Annotated in this window: 11 protein-coding genes and 2 pseudogenes; 2 read left to right on the plus strand and 11 right to left on the minus strand. The window is 67.8% G+C overall.

The features are described 5' to 3' along the window. Nucleotides 1-88: 88 nt before the first annotated feature. The 7 genes and pseudogenes from ACQY4Y_RS08925 to ACQY4Y_RS08955 all read right to left on the minus strand — a co-directional run bounded on the left by ACQY4Y_RS08925 (nucleotide 89) and on the right by ACQY4Y_RS08955 (nucleotide 8,221). Nucleotides 89-1,714: a phosphoenolpyruvate carboxykinase gene (locus ACQY4Y_RS08925; protein WP_428490194.1), complete on the minus strand. Its 1,626-nt coding sequence runs from the start codon at nucleotides 1,712-1,714 to the stop codon at nucleotides 89-91. Nucleotides 1,715-1,989: 275 nt separating this feature from the next. Next, entirely contained in the window at nucleotides 1,990-3,426 is a 1,437-nt protein-coding gene (locus tag ACQY4Y_RS08930; protein ID WP_428490195.1) for an amidohydrolase family protein, read from the minus strand. A 453-nt stretch (nucleotides 3,427-3,879) separates the two neighbouring features. After that, entirely contained in the window at nucleotides 3,880-4,962 is a 1,083-nt protein-coding gene (locus ACQY4Y_RS08935) for a hypothetical protein (RefSeq protein WP_428490196.1), read from the minus strand. Between the two features lie 233 nt (nucleotides 4,963-5,195). Then, complete coding sequence (gene ggt / locus ACQY4Y_RS08940) at nucleotides 5,196-7,109, minus strand: gamma-glutamyltransferase (RefSeq protein ID WP_428490197.1); 1,914 nt, start codon at nucleotides 7,107-7,109, stop codon at nucleotides 5,196-5,198. A gap of 7 nt (nucleotides 7,110-7,116) precedes the next feature. Then, entirely contained in the window at nucleotides 7,117-7,410 is a 294-nt protein-coding gene (locus ACQY4Y_RS08945) for a DUF29 family protein (protein ID WP_428490767.1), read from the minus strand. Nucleotides 7,411-7,426: 16 nt separating this feature from the next. Further along, nucleotides 7,427-7,621, minus strand: a pseudogene (locus ACQY4Y_RS08950) (DUF29 family protein); the annotation flags it as partial. Nucleotides 7,622-7,693: 72 nt separating this feature from the next. Beyond that, nucleotides 7,694-8,221: a phosphate-starvation-inducible PsiE family protein gene (locus ACQY4Y_RS08955; RefSeq protein WP_428490198.1), complete on the minus strand. Its 528-nt coding sequence runs from the start codon at nucleotides 8,219-8,221 to the stop codon at nucleotides 7,694-7,696. A gap of 217 nt (nucleotides 8,222-8,438) precedes the next feature. Between ACQY4Y_RS08955 and ACQY4Y_RS08960 the strand changes: the two genes are divergently transcribed. Together ACQY4Y_RS08960 and ACQY4Y_RS08965 are read left to right on the plus strand one after the other, a co-directional pair. Beyond that, complete coding sequence (locus ACQY4Y_RS08960) at nucleotides 8,439-8,708, plus strand: hypothetical protein (RefSeq protein WP_428490199.1); 270 nt, start codon at nucleotides 8,439-8,441, stop codon at nucleotides 8,706-8,708. A gap of 12 nt (nucleotides 8,709-8,720) precedes the next feature. Continuing rightward, a pseudogene (locus ACQY4Y_RS08965) lies at nucleotides 8,721-9,107 on the plus strand (redoxin domain-containing protein); the annotation flags it as partial. Between the two features lie 57 nt (nucleotides 9,108-9,164). On the opposite strand, the gene ACQY4Y_RS08970 reads toward ACQY4Y_RS08965, so the two are convergent. From ACQY4Y_RS08970 to ACQY4Y_RS08985, 4 genes are all read right to left on the minus strand, one after another. Next, nucleotides 9,165-10,526, minus strand: a complete 1,362-nt coding sequence (locus ACQY4Y_RS08970; protein WP_428490200.1) for an aspartate aminotransferase family protein — start codon at nucleotides 10,524-10,526, stop codon at nucleotides 9,165-9,167. A gap of 130 nt (nucleotides 10,527-10,656) precedes the next feature. Next, nucleotides 10,657-10,941: an RES family NAD+ phosphorylase gene (locus tag ACQY4Y_RS08975; RefSeq protein WP_428490201.1), complete on the minus strand. Its 285-nt coding sequence runs from the start codon at nucleotides 10,939-10,941 to the stop codon at nucleotides 10,657-10,659. 75 nt (nucleotides 10,942-11,016) lie between these two features. Next, nucleotides 11,017-12,423 (minus strand): DUF2252 domain-containing protein, encoded by a 1,407-nt coding sequence (locus ACQY4Y_RS08980; RefSeq protein ID WP_428490202.1) that lies wholly within the window; start codon nucleotides 12,421-12,423, stop codon nucleotides 11,017-11,019. A 129-nt stretch (nucleotides 12,424-12,552) separates the two neighbouring features. Next, the gene (locus ACQY4Y_RS08985) at nucleotides 12,553-13,017 is read right to left on the minus strand and encodes a phosphatidylglycerophosphatase A family protein (protein ID WP_428490203.1); all 465 of its coding nucleotides are present in this window, start codon (nucleotides 13,015-13,017) and stop codon (nucleotides 12,553-12,555) included. Nucleotides 13,018-13,066: the final 49 nt, after the last annotated feature.

Here is a 13,066-nt window from a genome sequence, read left to right on the forward strand (position 1 = left end):
GACCCGGTCGCGACCTAATCGAATCCAGATGAACTCGCGTCGGGTCCCGCCTTAAGCGGAGGCATAGTGTCGGGGCATCCCCCGCGGGTCAGGCCGCGGCGCGGATCGCCACGGCCTTGACGTCGTCGCCGACGCCGGCTTCGAAGCCGGCGAAATTCTGCTCGAACCGCGCGATCAGGTGCTTCGCCATCTTGTCGTAGGCCGCCTTGTCGGCCCAGGACTTGCGCGGGTCCAGCACGTCGTCGGGGATGCCCGGCACGTGTTCGGGAATGGCCAGGCCGAAGAACGGGTCCTTGTGGAACGCCACGCTGGTCAGCGACCCGTCCAGGGCGGCGCGCAGCAGGGCGCGGGTATGCTGGATCGACATCCGTTCGCCGGTGCCGAACGGGCCGCCGCTCCAGCCGGTGTTGACCAGCCAGCAGGTGGCGCCGTGACGCGCGATCAGGTCGGCGAACATGCGACCGTAGACCTCGGGCCGGCGCGGCAGGAACGGGTGGGCGAAGCAGGTGCTGAAGGTGGCGTTCGGCTCGCGCCCCATGCCTTTCTCGGTGCCGGCGACCTGGGCGGTGTAGCCGGACAGGAAGTGATACATCGCCTGCGCCGGGGTCAGCCGGGAGATCGGCGGCAGCACGCCGAACGCGTCGCAGGTCAGCATGAATACGTTCCTGGGCTGGCCGCCGCGGCCGGACAGATCGACATTCGGGATGAACTCGACCGGGTAGCAGGACCGGGTGTTCTCGGTCAGCGAATCGTCGGTCAGGTCGAGCTTGCCGTGGCGGTCGCCGACGACGTTCTCGAGCACCGAACCGAACCGGTTGGAGGCGGCCCAGATCTCGGGTTCGGCTGCCTGCGACAGGTTGATCACCTTGGCGTAGCAGCCGCCCTCGAAGTTGAAGGTGCCGTCGGGGCCCCAGCCGTGCTCGTCGTCGCCGATCAGCCGGCGGTCGGGATCGGACGACAGCGTGGTCTTGCCGGTGCCCGACAGGCCGAAGAACAGCGCGACGTCGCCGTCCGCGCCGACATTGGCGCTGCAGTGCATCGGCATGACGCCCTTGGCCGGCAGCACCCAGTTCATCACCGTGAAGATCGATTTCTTCACCTCGCCGGCGTATTCGCTGCCGGCGATCAGGATCATCTTCTGCTCGAACGACAACGCGATGGTGGTGGACGACCGCACGCCGTCGATCGCGGGGTCGGTGTGGAACAGCGGCGCGTGCAGGATGACGTAGTCGGGCTGGAAGGTGGCGAGGTCGGCCTCGGGCGGGCGGAGGAACATGTTGCGGGCGAACAGCGCGTTCCAGGCCTGGGTGGTGACCAGGCGGACGCGCACCCGATGGTCGGGATCGGCGCCGGCGTAGAGGTCCTGGGTGAACAGTTCCTGGCCTTGCAGGTAGGCCTGCATCCGGTGCTTGATGGTATTGAACCGGTCCGCCGGCATCGGCTGGTTGACCTTGCCCCACCAGATATCGGCGTGGACCGAGGCCTCATCGACCACGAACTTGTCCTGCACCGAACGGCCGGTGTGCACGCCGGTCTGCACCATGAAGGCGCCGTCGACCGACAGTCGGCCTTCGTCGCGGCGCAGCGCCTCGGCCACCAGGGCGGGCGCGGCCTGGTTGGCGTGTACCGGTCGGGAGGCGTACACCCCGGTGCCGGCGAGTGCCTTGGCGGCTTGTTTCTTCCATGCGGTGCTGTTTGCGGGGGCGTGAGTCAAGGGTCTGTTTCCTGCCTTCGTCAACGTTCAGCCGGCCATCCGGCGGCACGACGACACCTGTCCCGGCCTGGGTCGGCCGGGCGGCCTGTGCGCCGATGGCATTGTTAAGATGGATTATAGGCAAGCCGAGCCGAATGACAAAGGCGCTAGTGTCTCGAGTCCGAAGCTCGCCATAGCGGGCGAACATCAGCCTCGCGGCACTCGCTCTTTGTTTTCAGTGGCCTGCTGATCCCAGGCGTCCGCGGTGAAATGCGGCGAACTTCTGGGGCAGGATACTAGGTGAGCATCGGCAGGCTGCGCGGGGTGATCCGGTCGGCGTCGCGATGCGCCCAGTCGTGACTGGGGACGGCTGCGATCATGCGGCCTTGGGCCTCGGTCAGCGCCGCCAGCGCGCCGGCGTGGTCCAGGGTCAGCACCTTGCCCCGGTCCACCACCAGGCGGCCATCGATGAACACTTGCTCGATCGCCCGGTCGGCGGCGGTGTAGACCAATGAGCGTAGCGGGTCGTGCGCCGGCATCATCCAGGGGTTGGTCAGATCGACCACGACCATATCGGCCTTGGCACCGGGTTGCAGCCGGCCGATATCGGTCCGCCCCAGTGCCTGGGCACCGCCGGCGGTGGCGGCATGGAACACATCGTTGAGAGAGGTTGCGGTGATGTCTTGCGCCGCGATCCGACCGAGCGTGGCGGCGAGGCGGATTTCCTCGATCAGGTTGTGGGGGGCGACGTCGGTGCCGATGCCGAGGTTGACCCCGGCGCGGCGGTAGCGGCCGAAATGTTCCAGGGTCTGGCCATAGCGGGCGAACGGCGAGGGGCAGTGGGCGACATTGGTTTCGGTCTCGGCCAGGAGCGGCAGGTCGCGTGTGGTGTGCCAGCGCGTCCAGGCGTGTTGGTCGATGAAGATGGCGTGGCCGAGGATGGTGTTGCGGCCCAGGATGCCGAGCTGGTTGGCCCACTGCACCGGGGTGATGCCGTGGCGGCCGGTCATCTCGTTGAATTCGTTTATACTTTGTGAGCAGTGGGTGGTGAAGGGAAGGTTTCTTTCGAGCGCGGCGGCGTGGCTGTCGCGCAGCAGGTCGGCGGTGCAGGTATCGATCTGTGCCGGCGAGACGATGCCGGACAGACGGCCACTGGGGTCGGCCTGGGCCTGTTCGATCAGCGTCAATGCGGCGTCGAGGCCGGCGCGGCCGGCGGCCTCGTCCCAGGCGTATCGCAGTTGCCAGTGGTTTTCCAGGTGCCAATGGGCGGAGGCGAAGCTGGGGGCCGCGAACACCCGCAAGCCGGAGCGGGCGGCGAGCTCGATCCAGCCCTGGTCGATGCCGGACAGGTCGGCCACGGCGGTGGTGCCGCTCAGCAGCAGCTCGGCATAGGCGACGGTCTTGGCGGCGTGGCGGGCGGGCGCGTCGGGGCGGAAGGCAACGCCGCGTTCGTAAAGCCCGGTCATGAACATGCTGGGCAGGCCGTGTTCCTCACGCAGGCCGCGGAACAGGGGTTCGGTGCTGGGGTGGGCGTGGATGTCGACCAGCCCGGGCATGACCATGCGGTCGGTGCCGTCGATTTCGTTGTCGACCGGGCCGGGATAGCGTCGGCCGATGAAGAGGATGCGATCGGCCCCGAACGCGAGATCGGCGTTGCGCAGATAGCCGTGCCGAGCGGTCGAGGGGTCCCAGGCGATGATCCAGGCGGCGTTGCGGATGCAGGTTGTCGGCATGGGTCGGGTCCTGGCGGCCTTGGGGGATCATGGCAGGGCTGTCGGGGGCGGTGCAAACCGGTAGGTGGAGGAGGGTGGCGCGGGCACAGCCGGCTGGCCGACTTTGCGTTGGATTTATGGTGCGAGCGGTGAATGGCGGATGGTTGGCGCCTGCCGGGGGTGGGGTCGATCGCGCGGGATTGTTGTCGCCGTTCGCCGGGTTGTCGGTGCGTTATCAACACAAAGACACGGAAACACGAAGGCGGACCGCTGGACCACACCCTGTCCGTGGGACGGTTGGTTGGCGTGAGATTTCGGCGGTGGCGGGCGGGCGGGGGGGTCGGCCTCATCGGGCGCGGTGGGGGGTGATCGAATAATGCGACGCACTTCCGGGCCGGTTCGGCGGCCGGGGGGCGCCGGGGTCAGTTGATTTGCCAGGCGATTGGAGTTTCCGAGGTCCGGCTCGGCCTCGTTCTACGCGTTGCCGGCGTGGGGCATGGCGCCGTTGCCGGCGTGGGGCATGGCGCCGTTACCGGCGCGGGGCATGGCGCCGTTACCGGCGCGGGGTATGGCGCCGTTGCCGGCGCGGGGTATGGCGCCGTTGCTGGCGTGGGCGGTCTTAGCTTGCAGCATGGCATGTCGTGCGATCGCTGCCTGAAGTGTCGCGGGTGCGGCGTCCTCGCCCAGGGCCTGCAGGTCGGCGAGCATTGCCTGGGCATTATGCATCATCACCGCGATATCGGTGGTCAATTCCGGGTCGCCGATGACGGCTGAGTTCGGGTATGGCGATGGCGGCACGGCGGATCGCCGGCCCGGGCACGGATCCGCCGCTGATGGCGCCGCCGAAGCTGCCTGCGCGGTGATCGATGATTTCGCTGGCCGGCCGGACGGGTCCGGTAATCCGGGTTCGGGCTGGCTTCGGAATTGGGTCGGGGTTTTGGCCGCGGGGGTGGGGTTAGCGGCCGCCGCCTGGACTGGCGCCGAGGCGGTGCTCGCCGGCGGGTGCGGCTGGGTCGGTGGCGCCTGACGTGGTGGCGCGGCGGGGTGTGGCGGCGCGGCGGGGCGTGGCGGAGCGTCTGGCGCGGGCCTCGGCGCGGTCGCGAAAGCCGGGGCGGAGGCGGTGGCAGGGGCTTGGGCGGAAGCAGGGACCTGGGTGGAGGCTTGGACTTGGCCGGAGGCTTGGAGTTGGCCGGAGGCTTGGGCGGTCTGCTTCTGGCGTTTGCTTCGGATCACTTCCAGCGTCTTGCGGCACTGATCGGCGGAGCGGCCGAGGGCGATGGCATTGCGGCGGTATTGCAGGATCAGCGAGTCGGTCAGATTCGGCTGCATCGACAATCTCAGGCTGTCCATCGCGGCGGCGGCGTATCCGAGCGAGCGGCCGGCGAGGTCGTATTCCTCGGGGGCGGCGGGGCGGCAGGCCTGGATCAGCTCGCCGATCGCGTTCAGGGCGAGGGTCCTGTCGCCGTTGAAGCCGGGGGCGTGAAACGGCAGCAGGCAGCCGAGGGCGGTGATGAACAGCGCCTTGGTGGCATCTCGGTTTGGTTGTGGGTGGGACATGCGGCGGGACCTTTTTGGCGTTGGGTGGTGAGATTCCGAGGGCAATATTTATGATATGTTCTTTTTATTCTACCTTAAGTTGCAAAAGAACACAACAGGAAAGTCGGCGGTTGGCGGGTTGGTTCTGGGCGTGGCGCAGCTTGGGCGACGCCTCGCGGGCGGGCGATGCCAGGGTATGACAACGGGCAGGCCCCCGGCCGGCCGGGGGGGCTCGGGCGATGCTGGCCGGACGGTCAGGGGGCCAGAGCAACCCCGGCGGGACGGCGGGAGTCGTTGGCGCCGAAGAACACGCGGGGCGGCGGCGGATGGCTGGCGACGGCGTCGGCAGCCGGCGCCATCGGTTTCGCCCCGGTCGGTTTCGGCCCGGTCGGTTTCGCCCCGGTCGATTGCATGGCCATCGCTTCTCCGGCCATCGATGCTTCCGGGGTGAAGGCGCCCGAGGCGATCAGTTCGACGGCGCCGGAGGGTTGCTGGCGGCGGATCCGATAGCCCATCTGGAGCAGCAGCGCCCTGGTGTCGGGCGACAGCGCGAAGCGTTCGGCATAGAGCAGGTCGGGCAGCCATTGCTGGTGCAGCCGAGGCGCGTCCACCGCCTCCTGCGCATTCATCCGGTAGTCGATCACGTTCAGGATGGTCTGCACGACGGCGGTGATGATGCGCGGGCCGCCGGGTGAGCCCAGCACCATCTGGACCCGGCCGTTGCGCAGCACGATGGTCGGCGCCATCGAGGACAACGGGCGCTTGCCGGCGGCGATGGCGTTGGCCTCGCCCTGCACCAGGCCGAACTGGTTGGCGACGCCGGGCTTGATGGTGAAATCGTCCATCTCGTCATTGAGCAGGAAACCGGTGTTGCCGGCGATCACGCCGGCACCGAAGCCGCCATTCAGCGTATAGGTGACCGAGACCGCGCCGCCCGACTTGTCGAGCACCGAGAAATGCGTGGTTTCCTGCGCCTCGCCGGGCGCCGCGACAGCCGGTCCCAGGCTGGCCGACGGCGTCGCTCGGTCGCCGATCATGCCACGCAACCGGGCGGCGTAGTCGGTGGACAGCAGGCGGTGCAGCGGGGCGTGCACGAAGTCCGGGTCGCCCAGGTAGGTGTTGCGGTCGAAGAACGCCAGGCGGAACGCCTCGGCCATGACGTGCACGGCCTCGGCGGAGTGGAAACCGAGTTCGCCGAGGTCATAGAACTGCAGGATGTTGAGGATCTGGCAGACCGTCGCCCCACCGCCCGGCGGTGGCGCGGTCTCGACGACGTAGCCGCGATAGGTGCAGGCGAGCGGCGCGGATTCGGCAACCCGATAGGCGGCGAAATCGGCGGCGGTGAGGATGCCGCCGCCGGCGCGCGAGGCGGCCTCGACCTGGCGCGGGATGTTGCCTTTGTAGAAGGCGTCGGGACCGTGGTCAGCGATGGCCTGCAGGGTTGCCGCGAGGTCGGGCTGGCGCAGCCGGTCGCCGGCCCGCAGCGGGGACCCGTCGGGGCGCAGGAAGATGTGGGCGGCGATTTTGTTGCGGCGCAGCAGCGGCGCGCCTCGGGCCAGGATGTCGGCGTCGGCGGTGGTCAGGATGAAGCCCTGGCGGGCCAGGCGGATTGCCGGGGCCATGACAGCGGCGCGGGGCATGGTGCCGTATTTCACCAGCGCGGTATTCAGGCCCAGCACCGAACCGGGCACGCCGGCGGCTTTCCAGCCGCGCAGGCTGGCGCCGGGGATCGGATTGCCGTCGGCGTCGAGGTACATGTTGCGCGAGGCGGCGGCGGGGGCGGTTTCGCGGAAGTCCAGGAAGATGTCGCGGCCGTGTGGGTTTTGTCCCTTTGGGTCGTGTCCCTTTGGGTCGTGTCCCGCTGGGTCGTGTCCCGCTGGGTCGTGTCCAGGTGGGCGGCCATCGGGCAGGTGGGCGGTCAGGAAGCCGCCGCCGCCGATATTGCCACAGCACGGGTTGACCACCGCCTCGGCGTAGCCCACGGCGACGGCGGCATCGATGGCGTTGCCGCCTTGGCGCAGGATGTCGGTGCCGGCCTCGGCGGCCAGCCGCTGGGCGGAGACGACGAGGCCGGTGGTGGATTCGGTGGGTGGCGGCGACGCGGCGTGCGCGGCGACGGCCAGCAGGCCGAGCGCCAGGGCGGCGAGCCGGATGGCGCGCTGGGTCACGCCTGGATCATTGCGGGCGCTTGCCTCTGGGGGCGGGGTCGGGGGGATCGAAGCCAAGCGCGGCGTCGAGGGTCCACGCCGATGTTGGGGGACAGCGCTGGGCCGGCAGCTTGGTTTCGCGGGCGGCGCGCCGGATCGCGTCGGGCCAGGCGTCCGCGGCGATGGTTTCGGCTTGCCGTCCCAGGCTGGGAATGCTGTCGATCAGCGAGCGAATTTCGCTCTGCTGGTCGAGGATGGTGCCGATCCAACTGCGCGTCAGCCGTTCCGGCTGGACCTGAAGCTTCGCCAGCTGAAGCAGCAGGACAAACGAGCCGGGATCGCAGTTCCCGCCGGTCGCGAATGGTCATCTCGGTCAGGTATTCGATCAGATTGGTTCGGTCGAGGCGGTTCAGTTGGCCGTCGGTCAAGGCTGCAATCTGCTCCGCGATCCAGGCGTGCTCATCCTGCTGGTAGAGCTCGTGGCCGGGCGGCGGGCCGGCGGTTGCGGCCGGCAGGGACCTGGTTTTCGACATCGGACACCTCGCGTGCGGGAGATAGGCGGAAACGCGGTCCAAGCCAACCGTTGCGGCCGTGCTGGGATGGGGTCAGGTCTTGATCGAGGTGTCGTCGGAGCCGTGTTCGGTTGAGACCGGATCGACGCGGCGCAGCATGTAGATCGAGGTCACCATCACAAGGATCAGCACGGCGAGCACGCCAAGCTCGATCATCGAGGTTTGGAACACCAGTTCCTTCTCGTGCGACATCGGGCCCTGCTGGGTGGTTTGCGAGGTCTCCAGGGTGATAACGAGAATCCGCCGGATCGAGGCGATCAGGCCGACAATCAGGAACGGCTCGCAGGTCAGCGCGCCGGAGCGGACCGAGACCAGAACGGTGTGCAGGATCTCGACCAGCATCAGCACGACCAGCAAGTGGTCGATTACGACAAACACGGTGTTGGTCGCGGTCACGTCGCCGAGGCCGCTCCACAAGGTGACCGCGGTGCCGATGATCACCACGACGCTGGTGGCGCAAAGCAGGAACGCCAGCGCGACATAGAGGCCGTGCTCGGCCTGCACGAAAACCCGGGTTGAGATCGGCCGCCAGGTGACTTTTTCGGATACTTCATTGTCCATCAGGCGGCTATGTCCTCTTCGCTTGGGGGTGTAAATGCCTGACCGTTGGTCTCATCGTGCCACACAAGGATTTTTCGACCGTGCTGGCGCCGGGAGGCGAACCGCCGGGGGTTGGTGTCGCGTGTCCTGGGCTCGTGCGATCCCTTGCGACATTGGTTCTCGGTTTGCACGCCGTGACTGGATCACTTAGCTTTGGCGCAGTGGAAAAGGAGCGCTGATGGCCTCGCTCAAGGAGTCACTCGATAGCACCCGCGCCGTGGCTGAAGGCGCTGGCGGCAAGCCGGGTCGGATACCGCCCGATGCCCTGAAGATCATGCATCGCGTCACCGCGGAGCAGCGCGCGTCGGGCTTTCAGGTGGGTATGCCGAAGCCTGGCCAGCCCGGCCCGGCGTTCACACTCGCCAACCAGGACGGTGTCGACGTGTCCTCAGCTTCATTGGTGGCGCGCGGGCCGTTGGTAATCTCGTTCTTTCGGGGTCGATGGTGACCGTACTGCCGACATGAGCTGTCAGCTCTGAACGCAGTAGTTCCGGATATCCACGCTCTTGGCGCCGAACTGGTGGTGATTTCGCCGCAGCTGCCGGCAATCTCGCTGGAGATGCGCAAGCAGATGAAGCTGAATTTCGACTTGCTGTTCGACGTCGGCAACAAAGTCGCCGAAGCGTACGGCATTGCCATGCGGCTTCCCGACGACCTTATCAAGCTTTATGTCGGATTCGGGATCGATTTGCCGAAATTTGACGGCGACGACAGCTGGCGTCTGCCGGTCCCTGCCCGCATTGTGCTGGCGACAGGCGGCGCGGTGCTTGGGATCGAGGCGGACCCTGACTACACGCGCCGGCCGGAACCGGAGGACACGCTTTCGGTGCTGAGACCATCGGCCTGACCGGCTCGCCAGTCAGGCCGTGGACGTTCCCTTTATTTCGATCCTGCTCCAGCGAGTCTAGGTCACGGCTTGGATCGCATCGGCGATGATCTGCACGATGCGGTCCAGGGTTGCCTCCGGTGTCGGCAGTGGCGGGGCGAGGCACAGCGTGTCGCCGCTGGGGGGCGGGCCGTCGGCGGCGGCGCGCAGGCGCAGGATCAGGCCGCGGTTGGCGGCCTCGGCGACGATGCGGGCGCCGATCCCCTTGGCCGGGGTCTTGGCGGCCTTGTCGGTGACCAGTTCGACAGCGGCGAGCATGCCGATGCCGCGCACCTCACCGACAGTGGGCAGGGTTCGCAGGGTTTGCAGGTTGGCACGGAACCGGTCGCCCTGGACTTGGGCGCGTTCGACCATGCCCTCGCGGTCGATGATGTCGATGTTGGCGAGGCCGACGGCGCAGCACACCGGGTGGCCGGAATAGGTCGCGGCGTGCATGAATTTCTCGTCCGCCGGGGCGTCGAGCATGACATCCTGCATGTGGCGCGAGATGACCACGCCGCCGAGTGGCAGGTAGCCGGAGGTGACGCCCTTGGCGAACGACATCAGGTCGGGCTTGGTGTTCCAGTGGCCGAGGCCGAACCAGGCTCCGGTGCGGCCGAACCCGGTGATGACCTCGTCGGCGATCAGCAGCACGTGGTGGCGGTCGCAGATCTCGCGCAGGCGGGGGAAGTAGGTTGGCGGGGGGACGATGACGCCGCCCGAACCGATCACCGGTTCGGCGATGATGGCGGCGACGGTGTCGGCGCCTTCGGCCAGGATGGCTTGTTCGACCGCGTCGGCGGCGCCGATGCCGGGGTCGTCGTTGCCTGCCCAGCGGTAGGGGTAGGGCGGCGCGACCTGGAGGAACTCGGGCACCAGGGGGCCGAACATCTTGTGGTAGTTGGGCAGGCTGGTGGCGCTCATCGCCGCCAGGGTGACGCCGTGATAGCCGTAGCGGCGGGAGATGATCTTGACCTTGTTGGGCTGGCCCAGGCGCTTCCAGTGGTAGCGGGCGAACTTGAAGGCGGACTCGTTGGCCTCGGCGCCGGCGGTGGTGAAGTAGACCGCGGCCATGTTGTCGTAGGCCAGGCCGACGATGCGTTCGGCGAGCCGGATCGCCGGTTCGTTGGTGAAGCCGGCGTAGGCCGAGGCGTAGGCCAGGGTCTGCATCTGGGCGGCGGCGGCGGCGGCGAGTTCGTGGCGGCCGTGGCCGATGTTGACGTTCCACAGCGAGGACAGGCCGTCGATGTATTCGCGGCCATCGGCGGTGCGCAGCATGGCGCCCTGGCCACTGACGTAGAGTTTTGGGTTGGCGTGGTCGGCGGCGTGGTGCAGCGAGTGGATCAGGTGGCGCTGGTCGGTTGCGACCAGGCGGTCGCGGGGGGGCGGAGCGTTATCCATTGAGCGCGTCTTTCCTGTATGCGGCGATGGTAGGGCATTCGCGGTGGGGTTTGAAGCTGCTCTTTGTTTTGTTGCATGATTCACGCGGCTTGAACGTTCCGCCGAAGCCGCGATCATGCGGCAGTCCAGGCTACGGGAAGAGTAGCGTGTCCCACCAGCATGGCCGGTGTAGACTCGACTGAAGTCGGGGGAACTCTGGATGATGCGGATTGATCAGAAAGTTACGTTCCATACTTACAATGAAACTTGGCACGATCAACAGCAAAGAGCGCCTGCTCCGTTGCCATGCTTTACCGAAAGCCTTGGACTCGAAGGCGCTCGGATTCGCCCAGGTGGGCATGTGGGCGGGCTCGAGAGTTTCGTACGTGACGCCATTTGGAATGGTGATCTCGTTGAAACGCTGGTTGGGCGGCATGGCGCCGTGATTGCTGGCAATACGGCTGTTCGGGCTTGAGTTTTTCTGGTGCGATGACGGTCGAGCCGTTGGGTGTCAGACTAGGCTGGCGTCGATCTGGCCGGCCTTGATCGCTTCCAGGAACAGCCGCCAGTCGGCCTGGGTTTGCGCGGCGTAGGCCATGGCAAAGCCGGCGATGGCGGATTCGAAGGCGGCGCTGGTGCCGATGTAGCCGGCGATGCGGGCGGCGTCGCCGGAGCGGGCGTGGGCGCGGGCCAGGGTGACGCCGCACAGCGTGGCGTGGAACGACAGCGCGCCCTCGGCGAGGTCCTCACCGATCAGCGCCAGGCGGCTGTCCTTCAACCGGCGGATGTAGCATTGCTGGTCGTCGCCGTGATCCTCGGTCCAGCCCAGGAAGATGTCGGGCAAGGTCTGCATGATGCGCTGTCCGACCACGACGCGCTGGCCCTGGTTGCGATAGACGCTGGGTCCGGCGTACGGCGCCAGTGCCGAGGTCTGGGCCTCTTTCAGTTGCAGCAGCAGGGTGTGGTCGTCGCGGGTGACGAACAGGCCGATGGCGCAGAACGTGCCGACGCTGCCGACGCCGACCACCTTGAAGGCGACATCGGCCAGGTCGTAGCGGTCGAGCAGGATGCGGCGTTCCTCGGGCAGCGACAGCTTGTAGGAATCGAAGGCGGTGCGGGCGACGATTTCATGGGTGTCGTCGCGCTGGCCGGACAGCGGGACGATCAGCGGCGGCTTGTCCTTGATGCGCCATTGGCGGTTGGATTTTTCGATCAGCTTGGGGTAGCCGGCGTGACCGGCCTCGACCGCGGCGTGCAGCCGCTTGAGTTCGCGGTCGCGCAGTTTCGCCTCAGCGATGCCACCGATCACGTCAGTGACATCGACGCGCGAGCGCCAGGCGTCGAGCGGGGCGAGGCGGACCAGCTGCTGCATGTGGCGGCGGTAGGCCTGCGCCGCGGCGGCGGCGAGGTGTCGGGCGGCGCGGTCGCCGAGGTTGCGGGTCTGGGCGCTGACCGCGAAGCTGGCGGCGAGGCGCTTGAGGTCCCACTCGAACGGCGCCGGCAGGGTTTCGTCGAAATCGTTGACGTCGAACACCGGGGTGCCCTCGGGCGAGGCGAAGGTGCCGAAATTGGCCAGGTGGCAGTCGCCGCAGGCCTGCACCCAGAGGCCGGTGGTCGGGGTGTCGGCGAGGTCGGCGTTCAAGATCGCGGCGGCGCCGCGGAAGAAGCCGAACGGTGAGGCTCGCATGCGGTCGTAGCGGATCGGCAGCAGGCTGGCGATGCGGTGGCGGCCGGATTCGATCAGCAGGTCGATCGGGTCGCGGCGGGTGGCGGGGGGTTTCCAGTGGGCGTGCGCGCTGCGTGGCACGATCTTGCGCAGGGCCTGGCCGAGCTGACGGCGCTCTGCCGCGGGCAGCACGGGTGCGGGCGGGGCGGGCGCGGGCAGGACACCCGCGGGCAGGATGGGCGCCGTCGGCATATGCTCCAAGGGCACTGGGGCGTTCCGGAGGTTTCAGAATATCACATCGCGGGGTGGATAAATCGCAAGTGTTAAATGCGCGCAGCGGCACTATTTGCGCGGTCATCGGGATGATACGTCTTGGTTTTGTCACATCAACCATTCTGGGCGTAACAGTCGCACAGCGATCAGCAGCGCGGCGGCGATCAGGCCGGCGATGACGTCGTCGGCCATGATGGCGAAGGCGCCGTGGCGGCGATCGGCCCAGCCGACCGGGCCAAGCTTGGTGATGTCGAACAGGCGGAACAGCACGAAGGCGGCGAGCAGGCCGGGGAGGGTGGGCCGAGCCAAAGCGAGCAGGGTGATCCACTGGCCGGCGAATTCGTCGACCACGACCCAGCCGGGATCGCCCTCGATGGCGGCTTTGCGGATGGCAAGGGCGCCGCCGATGGTGGCTGACGCCGCGGCGATGGCCAGCAGCCAGGGCGAGACCAGCAGGAAGGCCGCGCCGGTGATGACGGCGGCGGCGGATGCGACGGTGCCGGCGGCGAGGGGGGCATGGCCGGTGCCGAAGCCGGCGGCGATGAAGCGGGCGAGTTTCGTGCGCCGGGTCATAAGTTGCCGTCGGGGTTGCCCGTGGGGTTGCCGGTGGAGTTGGCGGTGG

Origin of the sequence: Rhodopila sp. (genome assembly GCF_965277165.1) — a bacterium.
Classification (GTDB): domain Bacteria; phylum Pseudomonadota; class Alphaproteobacteria; order Acetobacterales; family Acetobacteraceae; genus Rhodopila.